Origin of the sequence: Dactylosporangium sp. CA-152071 (genome assembly GCF_050936335.1) — a bacterium.
Lineage (GTDB): Bacteria > Actinomycetota > Actinomycetes > Mycobacteriales > Micromonosporaceae > Dactylosporangium > Dactylosporangium maewongense.
In genome coordinates this window covers 5,514,338-5,534,801 of the sequence record NZ_JBNJMZ010000001.1, presented here as the reverse complement: position 1 = coordinate 5,534,801, position 20,464 = coordinate 5,514,338, and the positions used below count along the sequence as shown (strand labels likewise).

At 68.6% G+C, this 20,464-nt stretch carries 26 protein-coding genes; 10 read left to right on the top strand and 16 right to left on the bottom strand.

The features are described 5' to 3' along the window. Positions 1 to 81 precede the first annotated feature (81 nt). A complete protein-coding gene (locus ACQEVZ_RS24675; RefSeq protein WP_433370451.1) occupies positions 82 to 300 on the bottom strand; it encodes a hypothetical protein in 219 nt (72 codons plus the stop codon). Between the two features lie 77 nt (positions 301 to 377). Next, a complete protein-coding gene (locus tag ACQEVZ_RS24670; RefSeq protein ID WP_433370448.1) occupies positions 378 to 842 on the bottom strand; it encodes a hypothetical protein in 465 nt (154 codons plus the stop codon). A gap of 180 nt (positions 843 to 1,022) precedes the next feature. Here ACQEVZ_RS24670 and ACQEVZ_RS24665 point away from each other — a divergent pair, with 180 nt between their 5' ends. From ACQEVZ_RS24665 to ACQEVZ_RS24655, 3 genes are all read left to right on the top strand, one after another. Beyond that, entirely contained in the window at positions 1,023 to 1,331 is a 309-nt protein-coding gene (locus ACQEVZ_RS24665) for a hypothetical protein (RefSeq protein WP_433370445.1), read from the top strand. A 247-nt stretch (positions 1,332 to 1,578) separates the two neighbouring features. Further along, positions 1,579 to 2,949 (top strand): hypothetical protein, encoded by a 1,371-nt coding sequence (locus tag ACQEVZ_RS24660; RefSeq protein WP_433370442.1) that lies wholly within the window; start codon positions 1,579 to 1,581, stop codon positions 2,947 to 2,949. Then, positions 2,949 to 3,440 (top strand): NUDIX domain-containing protein, encoded by a 492-nt coding sequence (locus tag ACQEVZ_RS24655; RefSeq protein ID WP_433370439.1) that lies wholly within the window; start codon positions 2,949 to 2,951, stop codon positions 3,438 to 3,440. The genes ACQEVZ_RS24660 and ACQEVZ_RS24655 overlap by 1 nt, the downstream gene beginning before the upstream one ends. 199 nt (positions 3,441 to 3,639) lie before the next feature. Here the strand turns inward: ACQEVZ_RS24655 and ACQEVZ_RS24650 are convergent, their stop codons facing one another. Then, positions 3,640 to 3,807 (bottom strand): hypothetical protein, encoded by a 168-nt coding sequence (locus ACQEVZ_RS24650; RefSeq protein ID WP_433370436.1) that lies wholly within the window; start codon positions 3,805 to 3,807, stop codon positions 3,640 to 3,642. Between the two features lie 353 nt (positions 3,808 to 4,160). Here ACQEVZ_RS24650 and ACQEVZ_RS24645 point away from each other — a divergent pair, with 353 nt between their 5' ends. Together ACQEVZ_RS24645 and ACQEVZ_RS24640 are read left to right on the top strand one after the other, a co-directional pair. Beyond that, positions 4,161 to 4,568, top strand: a complete 408-nt coding sequence (locus tag ACQEVZ_RS24645) for a hypothetical protein (protein WP_433370433.1) — start codon at positions 4,161 to 4,163, stop codon at positions 4,566 to 4,568. Positions 4,569 to 4,601: 33 nt separating this feature from the next. Then, a complete protein-coding gene (locus ACQEVZ_RS24640; protein ID WP_433370430.1) occupies positions 4,602 to 4,994 on the top strand; it encodes a hypothetical protein in 393 nt (130 codons plus the stop codon). 29 nt (positions 4,995 to 5,023) lie between these two features. On the opposite strand, the gene ACQEVZ_RS24635 is transcribed toward ACQEVZ_RS24640, so the two are convergent. Beyond that, positions 5,024 to 5,296 (bottom strand): hypothetical protein, encoded by a 273-nt coding sequence (locus tag ACQEVZ_RS24635; protein WP_433370427.1) that lies wholly within the window; start codon positions 5,294 to 5,296, stop codon positions 5,024 to 5,026. 137 nt (positions 5,297 to 5,433) lie between these two features. Between ACQEVZ_RS24635 and ACQEVZ_RS24630 the strand changes: the two genes are divergently transcribed. Further along, positions 5,434 to 5,844 carry a hypothetical protein gene (locus ACQEVZ_RS24630; protein ID WP_433370424.1) on the top strand — a complete coding sequence of 137 codons (411 nt, stop codon included), beginning with the start codon at positions 5,434 to 5,436 and terminating at the stop codon, positions 5,842 to 5,844. Here the strand turns inward: ACQEVZ_RS24630 and ACQEVZ_RS24625 are convergent, their stop codons facing one another. The 5 genes from ACQEVZ_RS24625 to ACQEVZ_RS24605 all read right to left on the bottom strand — a co-directional run bounded on the left by ACQEVZ_RS24625 (position 5,845) and on the right by ACQEVZ_RS24605 (position 7,929). Next, entirely contained in the window at positions 5,845 to 6,198 is a 354-nt protein-coding gene (locus tag ACQEVZ_RS24625; protein WP_433370421.1) for a hypothetical protein, read from the bottom strand. It abuts the gene before it with no gap. A 74-nt stretch (positions 6,199 to 6,272) separates the two neighbouring features. Further along, positions 6,273 to 6,449, bottom strand: coding sequence for a hypothetical protein (locus tag ACQEVZ_RS24620; protein ID WP_433370418.1), 177 nt, complete (start codon positions 6,447 to 6,449; stop codon positions 6,273 to 6,275). Between the two features lie 94 nt (positions 6,450 to 6,543). Beyond that, positions 6,544 to 6,993: a hypothetical protein gene (locus tag ACQEVZ_RS24615; RefSeq protein ID WP_433370415.1), complete on the bottom strand. Its 450-nt coding sequence runs from the start codon at positions 6,991 to 6,993 to the stop codon at positions 6,544 to 6,546. A 3-nt stretch (positions 6,994 to 6,996) separates the two neighbouring features. Beyond that, positions 6,997 to 7,503, bottom strand: a complete 507-nt coding sequence (locus ACQEVZ_RS24610) for a Panacea domain-containing protein (RefSeq protein WP_433370413.1) — start codon at positions 7,501 to 7,503, stop codon at positions 6,997 to 6,999. A 222-nt stretch (positions 7,504 to 7,725) separates the two neighbouring features. Continuing rightward, entirely contained in the window at positions 7,726 to 7,929 is a 204-nt protein-coding gene (locus tag ACQEVZ_RS24605; RefSeq protein WP_433370410.1) for a hypothetical protein, read from the bottom strand. Between the two features lie 93 nt (positions 7,930 to 8,022). Between ACQEVZ_RS24605 and ACQEVZ_RS24600 the strand changes: the two genes are divergently transcribed. After that, positions 8,023 to 8,229, top strand: a complete 207-nt coding sequence (locus ACQEVZ_RS24600; RefSeq protein ID WP_433370407.1) for a hypothetical protein — start codon at positions 8,023 to 8,025, stop codon at positions 8,227 to 8,229. 91 nt (positions 8,230 to 8,320) lie between these two features. On the opposite strand, the gene ACQEVZ_RS24595 is transcribed toward ACQEVZ_RS24600, so the two are convergent. The 5 genes from ACQEVZ_RS24595 to ACQEVZ_RS24575 all read right to left on the bottom strand — a co-directional run bounded on the left by ACQEVZ_RS24595 (position 8,321) and on the right by ACQEVZ_RS24575 (position 10,769). Then, a complete protein-coding gene (locus ACQEVZ_RS24595) occupies positions 8,321 to 8,782 on the bottom strand; it encodes a hypothetical protein (protein ID WP_433370404.1) in 462 nt (153 codons plus the stop codon). Between the two features lie 44 nt (positions 8,783 to 8,826). Then, the gene (locus tag ACQEVZ_RS24590) at positions 8,827 to 9,414 is read right to left on the bottom strand and encodes a hypothetical protein (RefSeq protein WP_433370401.1); all 588 of its coding nucleotides are present in this window, start codon (positions 9,412 to 9,414) and stop codon (positions 8,827 to 8,829) included. Between the two features lie 147 nt (positions 9,415 to 9,561). After that, positions 9,562 to 9,981: a PASTA domain-containing protein gene (locus ACQEVZ_RS24585; RefSeq protein ID WP_433370398.1), complete on the bottom strand. Its 420-nt coding sequence runs from the start codon at positions 9,979 to 9,981 to the stop codon at positions 9,562 to 9,564. 294 nt (positions 9,982 to 10,275) lie between these two features. Continuing rightward, complete coding sequence (locus ACQEVZ_RS24580; RefSeq protein ID WP_433370395.1) at positions 10,276 to 10,434, bottom strand: hypothetical protein; 159 nt, start codon at positions 10,432 to 10,434, stop codon at positions 10,276 to 10,278. 170 nt (positions 10,435 to 10,604) lie between these two features. After that, positions 10,605 to 10,769, bottom strand: coding sequence for a hypothetical protein (locus ACQEVZ_RS24575; RefSeq protein ID WP_433370392.1), 165 nt, complete (start codon positions 10,767 to 10,769; stop codon positions 10,605 to 10,607). 521 nt (positions 10,770 to 11,290) lie between these two features. Here ACQEVZ_RS24575 and ACQEVZ_RS24570 point away from each other — a divergent pair. Next, complete coding sequence (locus ACQEVZ_RS24570) at positions 11,291 to 11,935, top strand: CBS domain-containing protein (RefSeq protein WP_433370389.1); 645 nt, start codon at positions 11,291 to 11,293, stop codon at positions 11,933 to 11,935. 19 nt (positions 11,936 to 11,954) lie between these two features. On the opposite strand, the gene ACQEVZ_RS24565 is transcribed toward ACQEVZ_RS24570, so the two are convergent. Then, complete coding sequence (locus tag ACQEVZ_RS24565) at positions 11,955 to 13,466, bottom strand: protein kinase domain-containing protein (RefSeq protein ID WP_433370386.1); 1,512 nt, start codon at positions 13,464 to 13,466, stop codon at positions 11,955 to 11,957. Positions 13,467 to 13,671: 205 nt separating this feature from the next. Next, positions 13,672 to 16,812 carry an AAA family ATPase gene (locus ACQEVZ_RS24560; protein ID WP_433370383.1) on the bottom strand — a complete coding sequence of 1,047 codons (3,141 nt, stop codon included), beginning with the start codon at positions 16,810 to 16,812 and terminating at the stop codon, positions 13,672 to 13,674. A 207-nt stretch (positions 16,813 to 17,019) separates the two neighbouring features. Between ACQEVZ_RS24560 and ACQEVZ_RS24555 the strand changes: the two genes are divergently transcribed. Continuing rightward, on the top strand, positions 17,020 to 18,960 hold the full coding sequence (locus tag ACQEVZ_RS24555; protein WP_433370380.1) for an McrB family protein: 1,941 nt from the start codon (positions 17,020 to 17,022) through the stop codon (positions 18,958 to 18,960). After that, positions 18,957 to 20,420: a 5-methylcytosine restriction system specificity protein McrC gene (locus tag ACQEVZ_RS24550; RefSeq protein ID WP_433370377.1), complete on the top strand. Its 1,464-nt coding sequence runs from the start codon at positions 18,957 to 18,959 to the stop codon at positions 20,418 to 20,420. Before ACQEVZ_RS24555 ends, ACQEVZ_RS24550 begins: the two co-directional genes overlap by 4 nt. The last annotated feature ends 44 nt before the right edge of the window (positions 20,421 to 20,464 follow it).

The window sequence follows — 20,464 nt, the reverse complement described above, 5'->3', positions numbered from 1 at the left end:
GCCCGCTTCTTTGGTGCTGGTCTGGCCGGGTGGCCATCGGTGCGTCCGGGAGACCCCGGGCGCACGGGAAAGACACCCGGGTCAGTGGTCCTGCTGCGCGTTGATCCACGTCCGCCCGGTGTCGGTGAGCGCGACGATGTTGATGCGGTCCCAGCAGCGGGCCTCAAGGCGACCGTCGGCGAGCATCGCGTCACGGGCGGCGGTCTCGTCGTCGCTGGCCGAGTTGAAGTAGCCGGCGGCGATCCAGCCGTTGAGGCTGTCGATCCGGCGGGCAAGCATCAGCTCACGGTCGATGGGCATGCGGGAGCTCCTCGCGAGGTTTGGGGGTGCGGGGCGGGATCGGGGGTCGTGGTCCCGCCCCGCGGCGGGGGGAGGCGTCAGGCGGCGGGGTACGCGGCGACGAGCTCGGCGTACCGGCGGAGGGCGTGACCCTCGAAGTCGTGGCGGGAGCAGAGGTCCGGGGCGTGCTGGCCGTTGCGGCGGCCCTGGACGAGGATTCCGGCCTGCGCGGTCTGGAAGATGCGGATGCTGACCGGCCCGGCGGTGTGCTCGCGGATCTCACCCTGGGCGAGCGGCGCGGCCGGGTCGGCGGTCTCGGCCTGGATCTCCTCGGCGCGGGCGAGCTGCAGGTAGGCGCTGGCGGTGAGCGCGGCGGCGACCTCGTCGGAGAAGCTCGCGCACTGGTCCTCGACCCGGTAGCTGCCCTGGTAGACGGTGACGGTCCAGGCGGAGAAGGTCACGCGCTGGAGGGTCACAACCGTGCGTCCGGCCTGCTCCTGCATCTGCTGGCCGATGGCCAGGACGGGCTTGCGGGTGGCGGCGGGAGCCTTGGTAAGTTCCATGTAGATCGGTCTCCTGTTAGCGCAGGTGTCCGGTTCAGGGCTCCGGTTGGTGTTAGCGCACCGTCCGGGGCCCGTTTCTCTTACGCCTTGAACTCTACGGCACGATGCCACATGGGTCAAGGCATTGGGCATAGTGCCCACCATTGAGTGTGGTGTGGTGCGTGTGGGATCATGCACAGTGTGACCACGCGAAAGCCCCAGGAGACGGCCAGCGCGGCAGCCGACCCGCTTGCTGCTGCGGCTGCCGCATTCGCCAACAGCCGAGACGCCGAGAAGGCCGCCATCCGAGCGATGGAAGACGCCAAGCGCTCCCGTCAGGCCGCCGCCGAACATCTGAAAGCCGCGCGGAACACGCTGGCCGAACAGATCGTCGCCGAGGCGAAGGCCGGCATCCGGCAGAAGACCATCCTCGAACGCCTCAACGGCGTCTACACCCGAGAGAGCGTCCGCCGCATCTGCCGCGAAGCCGGCATCGAACCGGCCGAGTAGCACTGACCGCACCGCGCACCTCCCGTGGTTGGGTGGGCCCGACGACGGCCGTAGTCGCCGCCGAACCCGTGACGACCACGCTCCGCCCGGAAGGAGGCCGGCGGGAGATGGAGCAGCTTGCGCACCCCGGCGCATTCATGCTCGACGTTGCGCACCCTTGCGCAGCCATGTCCCCGCCGCCGCCGCGCCCGTACGCTCAAACCGCCCCAGCATTCACCGCCTCGCGCACCGGATCAGGGTGACCGCCATGCCGAAGCCCGTGACAAACCACGAACTCGACGCCCTGCTCGCCGACGCCGGATACAGCCAGACCCAGGCAGCATTCGCCCGCCAGGTCAACGCACACAGCCGGCAGAGCCGCGGCATCGAGCTGCAATACGACGGCGCCTCCGTCTACTGGTGGCTCCGAGGACGCACCCCCGACGACCCCGCCCCGGCCGTCATCGCGGAGGTACTGTCTCGGCGCCTCCGCCGGACGATCAACCCCGAAGACCTCGGGTTCCGGCGCGGCGGCGCAGACCTGACACGGCTCGGCCTGACGTACGACTCGTCCCTCGAGGACAGCCGTACCACCGTCGCCGACCTGTGGAGGTACCTGTTGCTGCGCCGTGACGTCCTGACCGCCGCCCCGCTCGTCGTGGGCGCAACCATGACCGCCGGGTGGCGGTGGATGTTCGACCCGCGCGACCCCGACGTGTCCCGCAACGGCGGCCGGCGCGTCAGCCTCGGCGACGTCGCCGCCCTGCGCGCCAGCCAACAGCAGCTGCTCAACCTCGACCGGCAGCACGGCGGCGGACACGCCCGCGCGCTCATGGTCGGCTGGCTGCACCGCGAGGTGACCCCGATGCTGCACGGCGGCTACACCGACAAGGTCGGCCGCGAGCTGCACGCGGCCGTCGCCGAACTCACCGGGCAGGTCGGGTTCATGTCGTACGACGTCGGCGACCACGGCGTGGCACAGCGGTACTTCATCCAGGCCCTGCGCCTCGCGAAGGCCGGCGATGACACCGCGTACGGCGCCCACATCCTCGCCAACATGGCGACGCAGGCCGTGTTCCTCCGCCAGCCCGCCGAGGCCGTCCGGCTCGCCAGGGCCGCCGTCGAGGGCGCCCGGCGCGCTCACCCGTCGGTGATGGCGCGGCTCTACACCGCCGAGGCGTGCGCGCACGCGATCTCCCGCGACGAGGCCAGCTGCTCCACGGCGCTCCGCAACGCGGAGCGGGCGATGAGCAAGGCGACCAGCGGCGGCCCCGCGTGGGCCGGGTACTTCACGCCGGCGCACTTCGCCGGCACGGCGATGCGCTGCTGGCGGGACCTCGGCCGCCCCGACCGGGCCCTGCAGCACGCCGCAGACGCGATGCTCGTCGACGAGGGCGGCACCCGAACCCGGGCGCTGCACACCGCGCTGACCGCGACCGTCCACGCGACCGGGCCGCGACCGGACGTCGAGCATGCCGCCGCACTCGGCGCCGAAGCTCTGGCGCTCTCCGGTGAGGTCCGGTCCCGGCGGGTCGTCGAACGCGTCGACGAGCTCGCGCATCTGCTGCGACCGCACCGCAGGAACCAGGCCGCGGCGCGGTTCCTGCGGCAGGTCGAGCGCGCGCCGTTGGCTGCCTGATGTCCGAGTGGCTCCCACCTGAGGAGTGGTTCTCGAAGCTCGCCGCGTTCCACGCCGTGGTGTCGGTGCTCATCACCGACACCGACGGGCGGGTGCTGCTGGTGAAGCCGAACTACCAGGACCGCTGGACGCTGCCCGGCGGGTACGTCGACGAGGGCGAGGCGCCGCACGAGGCGGCCGTACGTGAGGTCCGTGAGGAACTCGGGCTCAACCTCCAGGTGGGCGCACTGCTCGTCGTGGATTGGGCGCCGCCGGCGGGTGCCCGGACTCGGGCGCTGATGAGCTTCACGTTCGACGGTGGCACGCTCGACGACCCGGGCCGGATCAGGCTCCGCGTCGAGGAGCTGGACGGGTTCGCGTTTTGCACAGCGGCGGAGGTTGCCGACCGGCTGCCCGCTGCGGTGTCACCCCGGGTGTCGACCGCGCGAACCGCGCGGCAACGTAAGTGCACGATGTACCTCGCGGGCAGAGGGTCTGTTCCGTTCACGTGAACGGAACAGACCCCCTGTGCTACCGCCGCATCCCAGGAAGGCGCTCTCGTTCGCGCCCCCGAGGCCTTGTCGATGATCGCCTTGGTGATCACGGAGGTGCCGCCGTCAGCGCACCTGACGAACCACGACGTGGCTCGCTGCCACATGCGAGGCGACCTGGTCGACGCTCAGTTCCGCCGCCTGCTGAATGCCCCCCGGTCTAGACGCGACCATCGTTGGATCTGCCCGCCAGGGCATCCGCCTCAGCTACTGCCCGTTCGCGGCGGCGGATGCGGGTCTTCACGTCGGCGAGGAAGACGGTGAGCGCGTGCGCCGCCGCGCGGCCGGCGTCACTGTCGGGGTCAAGCGGCTGCGTGTTGAGGCTCATCGGTGGCCGCATTCAGCGTCGTGGCGTTCGTCAGCGCCGCAGCAGCACGGCGGCGCGCTAGGTCATGCAGTGCCCCTGCGAGCACTTCGCCTGCAGCCTCGATGGCTTGCGCCTTCAGGACGCGCTGCTCTGGCGTCAGGTGAGCATCGCGTTCGAGCGCTTGATCGTCACCAGCTGACGGTTGTAATGGGTGCTTGACTTGCCCACGAGTCATGTCCGTTTTAACGGTTTTTAGATAGCTTCAGGATGCGCGCCGAACGCCGTCGGCCGAAGACCCGATACGACTCCACACATCCGGGCGTCCCCGTCCGTGTTCCTGTCGATCAAGCGGCCGACGGCATAACGTCAGCCGTGTGACAGACGAACCGGCAGGCCCTCCGTCCGGCCCGTGGCTCCCCGAGCATTTGCGCGGCCTCACCCGGGAGACCGCCACCGACGAGCAGCGGGCGGAGATCCGGGCGGCGTTCCGGCAGCGGCTGAACGACCTCGACGCGTACTGGACGCCAGCACGGCGGGCGGAACGGAACACGGAGTTCGAAGCCCTGCTGGCCAAGAATCAGATCAAGGTCGACGCCCGAAACGCCGCGGAGGCTGCGGACCCGTCGCTGCGGTGGCGCCGGCTCGGGACGGAGGCGGCCCGCAGTGCGGTAGTGGCGGAGCGAGTCGTGCCGGTGGAGGGTGTGACTGCGTTCCGGGCCGCGTTCGACGAGGCGCTCCCACAAGCGCGGGCGGAAGACCCGCTGGGGCGCACCGGACGATAGGCCTCTCATCCAGGGTAGAAGTACTCTCAGACCATGACTGGGCAGCAGGGCGACCAGCCCGGCGACTACGTCGACGAACGCGGCGTGACCATCACCGCCGTCGGCTGTGCAAGGATGCGCGCGAAGTTGGACGAGCTCAACACCCGGTGGACGCCGGAGCAGCGCGCCGAACGTCGTGCCGCGCTCGGTGCGCGAATCGACGGGGCCATCGACGAGCGACGTGCGGAACGCGAGGCGGACCCGGTCGCGTTCTGGCGCGCTCGTGGCGAGGAAGCCGCCCGAGAGGTGGTGCAGCGGGAACGCTATCTGCCGGCAGAGGCGCTGGAGCCATACCGGGCGGCGTTCGACGTTGCCCTGCGTGAGGAACGAGTCCAGGCCGCCGGTCCCGGCGATGAGGGCCGCGAACAACGGGCGCCTGCGAGCTGAGGAACGGCGGCTCGCTCCCACGCTTTGACTCAGCGCAGCTCGTCCGGCACCTCGGACGCCGACGCAACGAACGTCATCACCACGTAGCCTTCCCCGAACTCGCGCACCTGCAAGTCGTATTCGTGCAGGTCCCGCACCTTGCCGCCGTCACGCCGGACCGCATCGACCATGAGCCGGACCAGGAGCCCGTCAAAGGTCGATACCTGCTCCTGGTCGTCGAAGTCGATGACCCGGGTGAACCGGTCGAGGCGGGTCTCGTACTGGTTGCGACGCAACTTGAACTCGTACCGTTTCGCGGTCACGGTCACCCTCCGGGGTCAGGTGAGACTGTTCGGGTGACCCGAGGGTATCCGACTAGCCTGATCATTTGGCCGACCGCTGCCGCGCCGACCCGCTCATCCCGTAGGCGCGTCACCCATCGATGGTTGAGGATCCGCGGATGGGTCTCTTCAACAAGCTCACCCCCGAACAGCAGGCAGCCGCGGACGCCGAGAAGGCGCGCGCCAAGGCCGAGAAGCGGGCCGAGCAGGAACGACAGGCGTTCGAAGCGTCCCCGCAGGGCCTGGCGAGGGCCGCGTACGCACGCGGCGACCTCGTCCTGCAGACGAGCTTCGAGATCGGCTCACAGCAGGCGATCGTCGCGGTGATGATGGCCGCGTTCTCCGTCGGCAAGACCGCCGACCCAAGCGCCATCCTCAACGCCGTCGCGTCGGAGGGCTGGGACCTGGTGAACGGTTCGGTGGTGTTCGTGCAAACCGGGCAGGAGTCGCGGGACAAGTTCCTTGCGTCCGGGCAGCAGGTCGCGGTCGCCGGCGCCACGATCGGCTACTACTTGTGGCGGCGGCGCTGATCACACAACCTGGATGTCTGCCAGGCCCGGCCCGTACAGGTCGGGGTCCTGGGTGACCAGCGGGCAGTCGAGGGCCCGCGCTTCCCACAGGGCGTGCCGGGCAGCGAACGTCCCTGACCAGCCCGCGATCTCCACTGCAGCTCGCTCTCCCAGCGGCAGCACCGTGATGGTCGGCATCCACAGGAACCGGTCCCACGCCGTCGTGGACGTCTTGAGGGTCGCGCCAGCCTCAACGATCGCGAGGGCTGGGACGACGATCTCGGTTGCTCCCTCGTCGGCTCGCTGCCACAGCATGAACACGGTCGGGTGGGAGTTGAACAGACCTACGAGGGCAGTGGCATCGAAAACCAGCACAAGGAAGACGCTATGACGCGTGTATGACAATTCCAGGTCTTGGGAGACCAAATCGTTATGTGCGCCAGTGCCAGCTAAGCGGCCTGCTGACCCTCGTCGTGACGGCGCGCGGCGGCGATGATCTCGTCGGCGCGGCGGATGTCCTCGTCCGTGACCTCGGGGATCAGGTGCGGCGCTTCCCGCTTCAGTCGCTCCAGCCCGGCGCCGGGCGTCCACTGAGGTGGGCCAGCGGGTTCGGGAGTCCTGTCCATAGGTCCGACGGTAGGAGATGACAACGGCGTTGTCATCTCTACTGCCGGATGACTTGCCGGCAGCACGTGAAGCGTCAAGCCATCGCTGTAGGGTCTACTCGTCGAACGGACACACCTTGTGGTTGGCGTCCCACCACAGCACGTAGAAGACATTTGCGGTGACGAACCCCCACAAACGTTCGGTGTAGCCCATCCCGAATCGGAACAGTGAATCGACCCGCTGGTCGTGGCCGAGCTCCGCGATGCGCTGCTGAGCTTCCGGGCAGATGGTGTCGATGGACTGCTCGTGGTGGATGAGCCGATTACCCTCCCGCCAGTGGGTCACGTCGCGCCACGAACGTTGACCGATGTCGCGGAGGAAGTGCAGCAGTATCCCGGCCTCTTTGTCCGTGAACCACATCCATGCGCCGCTGTACTCGGTGTCGGCGTACCTGAACGAGACCGCGACGGGCTGGTTGCCATCGCGGTCTGGAAGGCCGGCGAGGGTGTTCGGCCGTGCGTCGGGCTGCTGCCGGGCTTTGGTTCTTGACCTTTTCGGCGACATGGGTCAGGCGCTGGTCACCGGCGGAACATCCTCGAGCGTTCCCCAGTCGAACTCGTCAACGGGTGTGGCGCTGTCGTCGTCGGCGACGTAGGTGTAGTAGTCCCGCATCTCCTCGACGGTGATCTCCACCTGACACAGGTCCGTCGGCCCATAGCCCCTGCGAGCGTTACGCCACGGGCCTTCGGAGTGGGTGAGGTAGCTGAGCTTACGGCCGGTCAGGTCGCCGTAGGTGGCCAGCACCGCGTCAACAGTGCCGGCCTGAACCTTGGTGAGGTTCGCGGCGTCGCCGCGGGGCCAGTCCGCAACGTTGAACCGCCCGCGGTGGGCGTTGAACAGTTCCTTCACCACGGGGCCGTTCGCCCATGCCTCGATGCGCTCGTCGAACAGTGGCTCTTCGATCCACACCAGATGCCACGCCTGCGAGTAGTACACGAGTTTCTGCAGCTTCATCGTCGACATCGAGCCCTGTTTGGCCAGGATGTAGGCCGCAACGTCGTGAGCGGTCGCCATGCTGATCGCCTCCTGGCTGGCCCTTCGTGTATCACCGTGACGCCCTCAGCGTAGCGGCCTGGACACAGGGCAGACCATAGCGACTGAAAGGTGCAGCTTAAGGGTGGTTTTCACGTACGGGCTGAGCCGCATTGAAGATCCACGACGTCACCCGCAGGGGGTAGGCCACGCGTCCAGCGGAATGCCCCTGACCGCGCGCCATCGCAGGTCACGGCACTGCGGTCATCGACCGGCGGCCCGTTGCCCGCATACCGCCGCATGTTCGGCCAGCCATTGCAGCGCGGGTGCCATCGCCGCCACCGGCTCGTCGGTGCCGCGCCCAGTGCACCGCTGCGTCAGGTACCCGGCCAGGTTCATCTCGATCCAGGCTTCCCCGCCGCTGGCAGTACGGATGACGTCCGAGACGACCTCCCTGTACTCGTCCACACCTCCATCGTGCCGCGGGCCGCCGGTCTCCCATCAAGGAATGCGCCGACCAGCCGAGCCCTCTCGCCGTCGCCGACTGGCAGCATCACCGCCATGCCGTCGCAGTCAACGAAGTGGGTCACGGTCGTCATCGGCGTCCTGTTCATCGGCACGCCCATACTCGGCTTCGCCGGATACGGCACCGGCCGCATGCGTTGGCCGTGGGAATGGCCGTGGGAATCCTGGTGTTGCTTCGTGCCCTGGACGGTCGGCGTCCTCGGGTATCTGCTCACTGTCGATGACGGCGACGGCGAGCGGTAGGTCCGGCAGTACGATCCCGGCAGCCGAAGCTGCCGGGCTCACGTGCAGGCGCGGATCCACGCCGCCACGCGATTCACTCGGAGGGCGGGGTTCAACCCATCGGGTACGTCGGGCACAGTCGCTTGTGCACGACGTCGAGGATCTTCGCCGCCTTCGCCAACCCGAACCCTTCTGGATGGTTCGGCGACGTGAACCGCTTGTTCGTGAGCTCGACGAGCTTCGCCCGGTCGTTCGGGAACGACTTGATCGACGAACACTGGTCGCGGCCCCGCCCGACGATCCTGTCCTCGTCCTTCTTCCCGACGATGTCCGGGTCGATGGCTTTCAGGTCGGCGATGTACGCGGCCTGCGTTGCCGCGTCAGGCTTCGGCGGGATTCCGTTGGCGGCCTCCGCGCTGGAGAGGTCCCGGGGACTGGCGGCAGTTGTCGGCGCGACGCTCGCGGGTGTCGTCGCCGCGGCCGGCGGGTCCGCGTTCGGGTCCGCTTTCGGCGTGCCACCACACGCGACAGCAAGGCCAGCGGCGACAGTGAGGGCGAGGACGGTACGACGCATCAAGCGGCTCCAGGGTCGAAGGCGTGGCAGTACAGGATCATCACCTACAGCTTGATCTGCAGCCCGGTCAGGCTGCCCTCGTTGAATCGCCGCACGCCACGATTCGACACCTCGACACCGTACGGGCCGACACCGCTGGGCACCTCGATGCTGAACGGCACCGCGCACGCCGACGCGCGGATCACACCGTCCGATCCCCTGGTAATCCCCCGTGCTTCCCCGGCTCCGAGCTTCCCCACTGCGAGCGTCTTGCCGGACGCGTCGAAGTACGTGACTTGAGCGCCCTCAGTGATGTCCTCGTAGTCCTTGCGGCCCTTGCATACGGGGTTTTCGACGCTCTGCCACTCGAAGTTCGGCAATTCAAGCACCACCACCCCGGCGATGGCGACACTTCCGGCCGCCGGCGCGGGCGCCGCGCTGTCGGGCCGCATCACGTACCACACGCCGAGGCCGACGATCGCCATCAGGACGAGCGCGGCGCCCGTGAACGCGGCGAACAGGCTGGGGCTCACTGTTCGCGGTGCGGGCGACTCGACCATTGTCGGTGTCGGCCACGTTGACGGGTGGCCGAACTGTTGTGGGGCGTCGGGCGGTGTCGTCATGGCCGTGGACGGTACCGCCAGCATCTGCATGATCACCCTCCGCTGAGTGGTGGAGGGTGTAGAGGCCTATCGTGCCTGTCGATCCTGTTCGACCGGCGGCTTCTGCGGTGGGTTCAGCGCGAAGCCCGGCAACCGTGGGGCTGCCGGGCTTCTGCCTGTCCACGGTTCCGGCGGGCGCTAAGCCTTCTTCGTGCAGGTGAGCACGATCAGTGTGCTCGTCGACACCTGAGTGCCAGCGGGCGTCGACTGCTTCGTCACCGTCCAGTTCGAAGCGAGCAGCACGACCGTGTCCTCGGCGTCCTGAGACCCGAACTGGATGCGGGTGAAACCGAGCTGCTCCAGCTCGTCCTGCGCGATCGCCGCGTTCTTCTTGACGAGGTCCGGCATGGTGACCATCGCGGGCGACGGCGACGCTTTCGCCGACGTCGGTGCAGGGTTTCCGGCCGCCGTGGTACGCGCCTGCGTCGCAGGGCCAGCCGTGGCCGCCGCCGGCGACGTGTCCGGCTTGCCGGTGACCACGCCGACCACGACGAGCACCACGCAGGACAGGACCGCGACCGTGCCGAGCGTGATGCCGAGGATCAGGCCGGTGCTCATCCCGGGCTTCGTTGGCGGGGCCGGGCGGAACGGCTGTGTTGGATGCATCGCCGGAGTGTCCCGGGGTTCGCGGTGGTGTCGCAACGGCCGGCAAGTCACTCAAAGAGGCACCCTCGGCGCACACGGGTGGCCGACAGTGGCCGCTCCGTGACCCGCACGGCTACGCTGTCTGCCGCCGAGCGGTCACCGCACCGCGTCGTGCGCCTTCACCGCACGCAGCAGCGTCGGCCGGCTATGCCGCCGCAGCGGGTGACACGGTTCCCCGTGCCAGACGACCGTCCGTCCGAGTCCAGGTTATCGGCCCATCACCTCCGGCAGGGTCACGCCCATCAGGTACATGAGCCCGGCTGTGGCGGGTGCGAGGCAGAACAGGATGAGGCACAACCGGAGGGTGCGGTCCGTTCGCCGGACGGCGAAGCGGACGAGCTTCACGAGTTCAGACAGAGATTCCATACCGTGGGTATCACCATTGCCCCTCCGCGAAGCGGCCCCGCAAGAAGCACCGTTCTCCCTGGCAGGACCGCCCATGGCGGTCCGTGACGATGAGGCGTGATACGGCATCCAGCGATACGGCAGATTGGCGGCTCGCCCTGCTGGCCGGTTATTGCCGCCCTTTCGCCGCCTTAACCCTGCCGGCCCTCCACGTCCGCCCGCTCCCCCCACCCCAGGCCTTGTTCGAGCAACGCTCGCCGCTGCTCGTCCAGTGCCTTGTTCTTGCCGGGCTCCCACTGGCCCACCATGGCGACGAGCGCGTCGCCGAAGAGACTGCTCCCCTTCGGTGAGTCCAACGATCGGATCAGAGGTGTCCATCGTCGCTGTGATCGTGGGGGCAGGTCGCATTGGTCATCCACAGTGGACAAACTTGGAGACCGAGAGGAGACCGGGCGGTCCAGGTGGGGACGCCATGGTCTGACATGATCTATCCCCAAGAACGGCCCGTGAACTGCTAGAACGTTAGGCCGTGTCATCAGGTGGCACAGCCTGGCACGCGAATGCTTCCACTTGTAATCGGAAGGTTGCGGGTTCAAGTCCCGCCGTCGGCTCTCCTGATCAAGCCCTGAGCTGGTGCTATCCACCGAGTGCGGGCTGAATTGTTCCTGGCGGACAGACTTTGGGTTCGATCTGTGCTCCTGTTGCGCCGCCGCCATTCAGCCTGTCATCGCATCGCGTGATCGACGTCGGCCAGTCAAACCAGACAATCGCTCCGACGTTCTGACGGGGTGGTGCCGGCCGTGGGGTCGGCGACGTAGCGTTGGCTGGGCACTGCTGTTGTCGGCTCTTGCGTTGACGTACGCCAGAGGAGGACATCATGTCCTTGGACAAGATGATGGAGTCCGCCAAGCGTGGCCTGGCGACGGGCCGGGCCCGGATAGACGAGACGAAAGCCCAGCGGCAGCGTGACAAGCTGCTGTATGAGCTCGGTAAGGCCAGCTACGCCGAACACGCCGGCCATGCGACGCATGAGGCCGTGGCACGGAAGCTCCGCGCTCTGGATGACCATGAGCAGGCGCTTCGCGCGAAGTACGAGCGGCGGGCGAGAGACATCATGCACCCGGGAGCCGAGTGCGTTAACGAGGGCGAGACCGCCGCGGCCGCCGCGCGGAAGATGCGCGAGCTCGGGGTCGGCTCCCTGCCGATCTGCGGCGCGGACGACCGGCTGCACGGCATCATCACCGATCGCGACATCGTCGTGCGGTGCATCGCTGAGGGCCAGGATCCCGGGCAGGTCAGCGTGCGCGACCTGACCAGTGGTGAGCTGGTCTGGGTGGATGCCGGCGCCGGCGTCGACGAGGTGCTGCATCAGATGGAGGACCGCCAGGTCAAGCGGCTGCCGGTCATCGAGAACCATCGGCTGGTCGGCATGATCAGCGAGGCCGACCTGGCTCGCAACCTTGACGAACGCCGGCTGGCCGAGTTCGTCGGGAAGGTCTACGCGACGTCCGACGTTCCCTGAAGCCGGCCGCTCCCAGACCCTAGGCCGACGGGCTGGGCGGCCCGGCCGACGCGGGGGAAGGCAGGTTCGCCCCGAGCTGGTCGGCGGGGGTGAGGACCGCCGCGTACCCGGTGTCGGTGAGTGTGCCGTCCCGGTGCAGCTCGTTGAGCCGGGCGCGCAGACCGGCCAGCTCCATTGCGGCGAGGTCGTTGTTGCCGCGCGCGAGTTGGCCGGCGAGGTTGTCGAACCGGCGGTTCAGCTCACGCGCGGTATCGCGGTCCAGGCCGCCGCCACCGGTCTGGGCCTGAACGGCGGCGCGAGCCGCAGCCAGCGACGCCTCGACCGGGTCGTTCGTCGGGGTGCTCGGTGCGTCGCTCACTGTGTCGGTCGGCGTTGGGCTCGGGGTGTCGGTCGGCGGGTCACTCGGGGCCGCGCTCGAGATGTCCGCGGACGGCAGGGAGCGGGTCGTCTCCGCGGGGGTGGTGGGCGCCGCGGCCGGGTGGCCGGATCGGTCCGGGAGGACACCGAGCGCGAACACGGCGACGGCCGCCGCGCCAAGCGCCGTCATCGCGATCCCGGTCGAACGGCCCCGTCGCCGGGCAGTCGGCTCGGGTGGCTCGCCGAGCGCGGGCAGGTTCTGCGTCGCCGGCCGCACCGGGGCGCGGCCGCGGATCGGCGCCTCGCCCCCGAGCGCGGCCGGTCCGGCGGTACGTGCGAGCACAGCCGTTCCGGTCCCGCCGGCGGCGCCGGACAGCGCCGCGCGGACCTGCGCCGCACTTGCCGGCCGGTCCCTCGCCCGCTTGGCCAGCAGCGCGCCGACCAGCCCGGCGAGCCGCGGCGGCAGGCCGGGCCGCAGTACCGTCACCGGAACCGCTGCCTGGTGAATCTGCTGCCAGGCGATCTGCACCGGCGAGCCTTCGGTGAACGGCGGACGGCCGGTGAGCATCGCGTACAGCACACAGCCCAGCGCGTACAGGTCGGTCCGGGCGTCGACGGGCTCGCCGAGGACCTGCTCCGGTGCCATGTACGAGCTGGTGCCGACCACGGTGGCGGGCGCGGTCAGCGCTGCCTGTGCCCGGTCGGTGATGCGGGCGATCCCGAAGTCGCAGACCTTCACCCGGCCCTCGTCGCCGATGAGGATGTTGGCCGGCTTCACGTCCCGGTGTACCACCCCGGCGTCGTGCGCGGCCGCCAAGGCGTCGCACACCTGCTCGGCGATGCGCACCGCACGCCGCGGATCCAGCGGACCCCTGGCCAGCTCGTCGGCGAGGCTGTGCCCCTGGACCAGCTCCATCACGAGGTACGGCGTAACGCCGTCCACCCCGACGTCGTACACGGCGACGATGCTCGGGTGTGACAGCCGCGCAGCGGTGTGCGCCTCGCGCTCGAACCGCTCCGGTATCGACGGATCCGCGCCGCCCTGGTCATGGAGCATCTTCACGGCCACAGGTCGATCCAGCCGCCCGTCGAAAGCCAGCCACACATCGGCCATACCGCCGCGGCCGATGACCGATCGCAGCTCGTACCGGCCGTTCAGCAGACGCCCCACCATGGTGGTTAACCTTGACACAATCGTCCTAATCACCCCATAGGGGCGTCACGACACGTCACGGTGGCCGGACGCCCGGCGTCGTCCTGCCCTGGCCGGACAGCCGGGTGGCCACGGATGCTTGAAGCCGTAGAGGTCGACGATCATCGCCGCACGGTCCAGAAAAAACGCCGAGGCGCAGCATCGCGCCCGCCGCTGGTGACGCCGTTCAGGCGTCCTCCAAGTCCTCTGGGAGCAGGGTGGTCAGGGCTTCCCTGTCCATGTTGGCGGTGCCGCGCAGGCGCATCGCCTGGCGGCCGGTCATCGACTCCAGGAGCTGTCGGGCGGCGCGGGCGTTGCCGAAGGAGTCGTCGGGTTCGCTGGTGTCCGACGAGCGGGCGTCGAGCGCTGCCCGTACAGCTGCCAGGGTCTGCGGTGGGCACTGGTAGTGCTGCTCGGAGGCCATCCGGTGGAAGATGGCGACCAGCTCGTCGACGGTGTACTGGGCGAATTCGATCCGCCGGCCGAACCTGCTGCGCAGTCCCGGGTTGGTGATCAGGAAGCGGTCCATCTCGGCCGGGTAGCCGGCGACCACCACGACGACCTCGTCCCGGTGGTCCTCCATCAGCTTCACGAGCGTGTCGACCGCTTCCCGGCCGAAGTCGTGACCGGGACCGTGGTGTGCGGAGAGCGTGTAGGCCTCGTCGATGAAGAGGACGCCGCCGCGGGCCTCCTCGAACCGTGAGGTCGTTTTGAGCGCGGTCTGGCCGACGAACCCGGCGACCAGGTCGGCCCGGCTGACCTCCACCATGCCGCCGTCGGCGAGGACGCCGAGCGCGGCGAGCAGCCGACCGTACAGGCGGGCGACCGAGGTCTTGCCGGTGCCCGGCGGGCCCACGAAGATCAGGTGCCGGCTCAGCGGCTGCGCCGGCAGTCCGAGCGCGGCGCGGTGCTGGGCCATCTCGACCTGCGCGACCAGCGTCGCCACTTCCCGCTTGACCGCGCCGAGACCGACCATGGCGTCGAGTTCGGCGAGGAGTCGCTGCGTCTCCTCCTGGTCGGCGACCCCCACTCCGGCGGCGATGCCCGAGGCTGCCCGCGCCGCCGTCACGTCCTCGGGCAGCAACGTCGTCAACGCCGCCACGTCATAGGCGTCGTTGCGGGCTGAGCGGCGAGCCAGGTTCTCCCGCATCGCCTGGAACAGCATCCGGGCCGCCCGGCCGTTGCCGAAGTTGGCGGCGCGGCTGAGCTGGATCATCGTCGCGGTCAACGCGGCGCGGGTCTCGCCGGGCACGACGTAGTCCTCGTCCACCGCGAACTTCTCGACGATCTCGACGAGTTCCTCGACCGTGTAGTGCGGGAAGTTGATCGTCGTGGTGAACCGGCTCCGCAGGCCGGGATTGACGTCCAGGAGCTTGCGCATCTCGTTCGGGTAGCCGGCCATGATGACGATGACCTCGTCCCGGCGGTCCTCCATCAGCTTGATGAGCGTGTCGATCGCCAGCCGGCCGAAGTCGTTGCTGTCCTCGTTGCCGGATGCGGGCGCGAGCGCGTAGGCCTCGTCGATGAAGAGGACCCCACCCCGAGCCCGCTCGAACGCGGCGAGCGTGCGCTTCTCCGTCTCACCGATGTGCGAGCCGACCAGCTTCGCCCGATCCGCTTCCTCGACGTGGTCGCGCGCGATGAGGCCGAGGGCGGAGGCGATCGCCGCATAGCGCCGCGCCACCTCGGTCTTGCCGGTGCCCGGCGGTCCCGTGAAGATCAGGTGCCGCTCCAACGACACCGGCGTCAGCCCACGCTCGGCCCGGCGCCGCTGGTAGTCGGCGAAGTCGACCAGCTTGCGCACTTCCTCCTTGACCCGGCCCAGCCCGATCATCGCGTCGAGCGCGGCGAGTGCCGTGTCGAGCCGGGGGCCCTGCTCCGCGGGCGCGGCCTGGTCCGAGTTCTGTGTCGCCGCTGTACTGCTGGCTTGGCCGCCCGTCGCCCGTCGTCCTTCATCGGTGACCGGGCTCTCGCCGGCGGGCGCTGACTCGCGCGCCCCCTCGGGCAGTGGGCCGACGTGACGTGCGAACGTGACCGGTTCGCCGCCCCTGAGCCAGACGTCGTCCTCGGCGTTGCCGGTGGCGGTGCAGTCGGTCACCTCCATCTCGCCGCACGCGTCGAACTGAATGCCGTCGCGGCGGTTACCGGTGGTGGCGCACCGGATCAGCTCGCCGCTCGTGCCAGCGCCGACGTAGATGCCCACGATGCTGTCGGTGACGCTGACACCGGTCAGCGTGGCACGCGCATTGCTCAGGGCGATGCCCGTCTGCCCGCCGGAGTTGATCCGTACATCGCTGGCGACCAGCCGGGCACCCTGTACGACGATACCGGACCCCTCGGCCCGCTCGATGCTCACGCCGGACATGGTCGCGGCGCCCTGGGAAAGGACGACGCCGACGCCGACATCGCGCAAGGCCAGGGTGTCCAGCCACACCTCGGCCGTCGGCCCCTGGATGCCGACCGCCGGCACACTCTTGTCCGCGACGTCGCGGACCGTCCAGTGGGAGTACCTTCCCTTGGCGTTGGTCACGCCCAACGCCTGGGAGGCGACGGACTCCATGGTCACGTGCTGCATCACAGGTGCCGCGTCGCCGCTCACCTGCACCCCCAGGCCGTTGATGCGCCGCAGCTGGACGTGCTCGAAACGGGGGGTCGCACCCGCTTCGACCGCGATCGCGCTGGCCCCATCGACCTGCTCGACGGTGCACTCCTCGAACGTGCCGGCGGCGCCGCGGACCACGATCGCCTGCGCGGCGAGCTCACGCAGCCGCGCCCGCCGCACGACCGGCCTGGCACCGTTCGCCACCATGATGGCCGGCATCTTGCTTCCGGTGACGGTCACATCGACGCACTCACCAGACGCGCCGTTATGCCAGTACAGACCGTTGCCGGCCGCACCAGTGACGGTGCAGGCGGACACCGCGACCGCCGCGTTGTCGGCCACGATCCCGCTCACCCCGACGGGGCCGATCGTGCACCGCTCGATGACGCCCTTCCCGTCGCGGACCTGAATACCGTCCGCCGCAATCGAACGCAGCGAGCACCCACGCACGGTGGCCACACCACCCCGGACGAAGACAGCCGAAGCGACGCCCTCCAAGTGGCTGTCCTCGACGAGGATCTCGCCGGCGTCAACCAGTACCGTGGCGAAATCCCGGTCGTCACCAGCGATCGACAACCCGCTCAGGACCGACGAGCCACCACGGACGTGAACCGCAGCTCCCCGCGCCGCCCGCCACCGCACAGAACCGGCACCGTCGCGCGCCTGGATCCGAACCGCCCGGGTCAGCACCACCGACTCCTGGTAGTCACCCGGAGAGACGAGCACCGTCGCACCTGCCGGCGCTACGGCCGTCGCCGCCGCGATCGACGGATACCCACCCGGCCAGCCACGCGCGACTTGCAGCACCACACTCATTTGTGCCCCTCCCGTGCGCCGCACTGTACCGGGACGCGGCCACCTGTGCCTGCCACCGGAAGTCCAGGCACGGACACTTTGGTCTCCCACGCAACGCTGATCGCTAGGCTGCCTGCCATGGCGCTGTCCCAGATTGAGCAGCCCGCCATTGAGGCGGCACTTGCCGAGTTCGACAAGCTCGGCAGGCAGGACTTTCTCAACATGTACGGGTTCGGTTTCGCGACCAAGTACCTGTTGCGAAAGGAGGGCCGCTTCTACGACCCGAAGGCGATCGTCGGCGCGGCCCACCGGCACACCGCCGGCGGCAATCCGCTCAAGCCGAACGAGTTCGACGCAACAGAGGCGATCGCCCGCCTCGAACGGCTCGGCTACGAGGTCGTGCCGTTCTCCGGTTTGTGGTGGGTCAATCAGGGCGACACGTACAGGGCCGAACGCGACGGCGGTTACCTCTGGGCACCGCAGCAAACGAAGGCCGGACGCTCGGTCGCCCACCACAAGGACGTGAACAACCTCGCGGTGGGACAGCGCATCATCCACTACGCCGCGAACCACATTCGCGCGATCGGCACCGTCGCCGAGGCGCCGTACACCGCGCCGCGTCCCGCAGAGTTCAACACCGATGCTTGGGGTGACATCGGCTACCTCTGCCCGGTCGACTACGCGGAGCTGCCGAATCCGATCCCGCGCGACGAAATCCCGGATCGCTCCCCCGAGGTCGGTCCGTTCACCAAAGACGGCAACGTCAAGCAGGTCTACCTCGTCCCGATCAACCACCCGCACGTGTGCACGATGCTGGAGTTCCTCAACAAGCGGATCCCCGACCTCTTCGGCGGCGCCGTGACACACGAGCACGCCAGCGCTGCGCCGACCGTCGAGCGGACCGGCCCGTCGGATCCGATTCTCGAAGCGTTGCTGGCCTTCAAGAATGTGGTGTTGGAAGGTGTACCGGGCACCGGTAAGACCTACGCCATCGAACGCTTGGCCGCGATGTGGCGGGCCCGCACGGGACGCGAACTGCTGTCGTTCGACGGCCGCAACTACCGGGCGATGGTGTTGCATCCGAGCAGTTCATACGAAGACTTCATCGAGGGTCTCCGGCCCGGCTCGCCGAAGCCTGGCGCGACATCGGGTCTGTTCGACGAGCCGGCGGCATCGGACGGCGGATTCAGCGTCAAAGATGGCTTCTTCTTGACGGTCTGCGCGGCGGCGGCAGCGGCGCCCGACCGCGATGTCCTCGTACTGTTCGACGAACTCAACCGATGCAACGTCCCGAGCGTCTTCGGTGACCTCCTGCTGACGTTGGAGGCCTCACGACGCGCGACGTACAAGTCCAGCGGAGGGCCGGCGAGCGCCAAGGACTGGCAGGTCGCCACGCCCGCCCAACTGACGTACTCGGGCCGCACATTCTTCGTGCCCGACAACGTCTACGTCATCGCCACGACGAACACGACGGACCGTTCGGTAGCGCCGCTGGATGCGGCATTGCGCCGACGGTTCGCCTTCCACCGCCTCGAGCCGGTCATGCCGGACGGCAGCGTGTTGCCGGAGACTGTGTCGGGTCCGCCGCGGGAACTGTTCACGCAGTCGGCGAAGATTCTGCGAGATTTGAATGACCACGCACTGCGCCCGTGCCTCGGCCCGGACGCGATGCTCGGACAGTCGTACCTGTACGCCGTTGCGACCGCGCTCGCGGAAGCGTCCACGCTCGAATCGGCCATGCGTTCGTTGCAGCTGCAATGGCGGTACACCATCCTGCCGCAGCTCATCGACATTGTGCGCGGTCTGGGCGCCGACGATCTCCTCGCCACCAATACGCGCGCCAGCTGGTTTGCGCAGCATGGCGCGCTGGAGCAGGTGCGCAAGACGGCCATGCCCGCGCTGAGCCAGCTGGACGACTTCCTGCAGCAGTCGCTGGAATTGCAGGTGGTTGTCGACGGTACGGGGCTCGCACGTGGAGCGCGGATCACCACGTACCGGGTCAGCGCCGACACCAGCGGAGCACTCGCAAACGAAGTTTCCATCGACCTCTTCGATGAGGACGAGGACGCCATCGCATGAGTGTCACGCTCACGGCATCGCCCCGCGGCGCCCGAATCGGGTTTACCGCGGCCGGGAGCGTCGACCACCAGATTGTGCTCAGCGTGGCGCCGAAAACGTGGCGCCCGCCCAACACCGCCACTGTGGTGCATGTCCCCGAATGGCCAGCTCGCCGCCATCACGAACTGACCCTGTATGAGCTCGACCGGCTCCACGTCACGGCCGACCACCCGGCAATGGACGCTCTCCTCACCAGCTGTCTGGAAGCGTCCCGGCGGACCCAACAAGGCGCGGTGCGCTGGGACAGCAGCCTGCTGGCGCCGGATGTTCGTCCACGGAATCTCCATACGGTTCGAAGTTTGGATGGCAACAACCAGCATGTGACCACCGACCTGCTGCAACTCTTCGACCGACTGAACTTCCTGGCGCCGCGTCCGGAGTCTCTGCACGGAGCCTCGGGCAAGTCTCCATTGCATCGGCCGCTGCTGTGTCGCCGGTTTCTCGATGAGGTACTGGCTCGCACGCACGCAATTCGCCGCGGATACCGCACGGTGGTCGCACCCCGCATCGCAGTCCGCGGCCGAATCGACGCTTCCAGCGCGGTCCGGTACGCCGCAACAGGCGACCCGCGGCTGACTTGCCGCTACGACGAACTCACCGAGTCCACCGAGCTGCTCGGCATTGTCTGTGCAGCGTTGGAACGAATCGCCGACGGACTCGGCATGCGGTCCCCGTTCGCCGGCCGGTTCGCCGAACAGCAACTCCGCCACGACGCGGTCACCCTGCGCCGGGCGCTGTCAGGAGTGGCGACAGTACCGCCGGCGACAGCATTACGAATCGGGCCACGGCTTCACCTGAACCGGTTGGATCAGCCATGGGTCGATGCCCTCCGCCTCGCCCTGGCACTCCTCGCCGAAATCGAGTTCGTCGCAGCGGAAGCCGACCGGCGTTTCGCGGACGCGATCGAACTGTCGTTTCCCACCGACAAGATCTGGGAGAAAATCGTCTACGACGTGCTGTCCCGCAGCCACTTCACCAAGGTGCTGGCGCAAGCCGCCCTGCCAGCCAACCTGGTCGCCGACCCCTGGGTCGACAATCCACTCAAGCCCAGCGAGAGCCGCCCGGACAACGTGGCCTGGCACGGCCCAACAATCTGGATCGCCGACGCAAAGTACAAGACCCTCGCAGCCAGCAAACCCCCGGACCGCAACGACCAGTACCAGATGTTCGCCTACACCCACCTCCTCGACGACACCGAAGGCAACGTCGAGCGAGCCCTGCTTATCTACCCAGGCGAAGGCACCACCCGAACCTGGCGCCGAGGCCGCGACGCAGCCCCTACTCCCGTGCGGCTGTCCACGGTACGAATCCCGTTCCCACAACCGGAGGATGCCCGCACAGCAACCGCCTGGGACACCTACCTCGACCAATCCGCCAACCGATTCCGCGAGGTCACCACGCCGCTGAGCACGCCCCTGTAACGCGCTTCATTTTTGAAGGCGCGGCGAACGACCGCCGTCCGTTC

What these genes read in the sequence shown, in the direction of transcription:
- ACQEVZ_RS24570 (WP_433370389.1), top strand. Translation starts at nt 11,291, where the DNA reads ATGTCCTTGGACAAGATGATGGAGTCCGCCAAGCGTGGCCTGGCGACG.
- ACQEVZ_RS24610 (WP_433370413.1), bottom strand. Translation starts at nt 7,503, where the DNA reads ATGGCGACCGCTCACGACGTTGCGGCCTACATCCTGGCCAAACAGGGC.
- ACQEVZ_RS24655 (WP_433370439.1), top strand. Translation starts at nt 2,949, where the DNA reads ATGTCCGAGTGGCTCCCACCTGAGGAGTGGTTCTCGAAGCTCGCCGCG.
- ACQEVZ_RS24615 (WP_433370415.1), bottom strand. Translation starts at nt 6,993, where the DNA reads ATGTCGCCGAAAAGGTCAAGAACCAAAGCCCGGCAGCAGCCCGACGCA.
- ACQEVZ_RS24580 (WP_433370395.1), bottom strand. Translation starts at nt 10,434, where the DNA reads ATGGAATCTCTGTCTGAACTCGTGAAGCTCGTCCGCTTCGCCGTCCGG.
- ACQEVZ_RS24630 (WP_433370424.1), top strand. Translation starts at nt 5,434, where the DNA reads ATGGGTCTCTTCAACAAGCTCACCCCCGAACAGCAGGCAGCCGCGGAC.
- ACQEVZ_RS24595 (WP_433370404.1), bottom strand. Translation starts at nt 8,782, where the DNA reads ATGCGTCGTACCGTCCTCGCCCTCACTGTCGCCGCTGGCCTTGCTGTC.
- ACQEVZ_RS24585 (WP_433370398.1), bottom strand. Translation starts at nt 9,981, where the DNA reads ATGAGCACCGGCCTGATCCTCGGCATCACGCTCGGCACGGTCGCGGTC.
- ACQEVZ_RS24620 (WP_433370418.1), bottom strand. Translation starts at nt 6,449, where the DNA reads ATGGACAGGACTCCCGAACCCGCTGGCCCACCTCAGTGGACGCCCGGC.
- ACQEVZ_RS24565 (WP_433370386.1), bottom strand. Translation starts at nt 13,466, where the DNA reads ATGGTGGGGCGTCTGCTGAACGGCCGGTACGAGCTGCGATCGGTCATC.
- ACQEVZ_RS24650 (WP_433370436.1), bottom strand. Translation starts at nt 3,807, where the DNA reads ATGAGCCTCAACACGCAGCCGCTTGACCCCGACAGTGACGCCGGCCGC.
- ACQEVZ_RS24660 (WP_433370442.1), top strand. Translation starts at nt 1,579, where the DNA reads ATGCCGAAGCCCGTGACAAACCACGAACTCGACGCCCTGCTCGCCGAC.
- ACQEVZ_RS24590 (WP_433370401.1), bottom strand. Translation starts at nt 9,414, where the DNA reads ATGCAGATGCTGGCGGTACCGTCCACGGCCATGACGACACCGCCCGAC.
- ACQEVZ_RS24550 (WP_433370377.1), top strand. Translation starts at nt 18,957, where the DNA reads ATGAGTGTCACGCTCACGGCATCGCCCCGCGGCGCCCGAATCGGGTTT.
- ACQEVZ_RS24640 (WP_433370430.1), top strand. Translation starts at nt 4,602, where the DNA reads ATGACTGGGCAGCAGGGCGACCAGCCCGGCGACTACGTCGACGAACGC.
- ACQEVZ_RS24555 (WP_433370380.1), top strand. Translation starts at nt 17,020, where the DNA reads ATGGCGCTGTCCCAGATTGAGCAGCCCGCCATTGAGGCGGCACTTGCC.
- ACQEVZ_RS24675 (WP_433370451.1), bottom strand. Translation starts at nt 300, where the DNA reads ATGCCCATCGACCGTGAGCTGATGCTTGCCCGCCGGATCGACAGCCTC.
- ACQEVZ_RS24600 (WP_433370407.1), top strand. Translation starts at nt 8,023, where the DNA reads ATGCCGTCGCAGTCAACGAAGTGGGTCACGGTCGTCATCGGCGTCCTG.
- ACQEVZ_RS24670 (WP_433370448.1), bottom strand. Translation starts at nt 842, where the DNA reads ATGGAACTTACCAAGGCTCCCGCCGCCACCCGCAAGCCCGTCCTGGCC.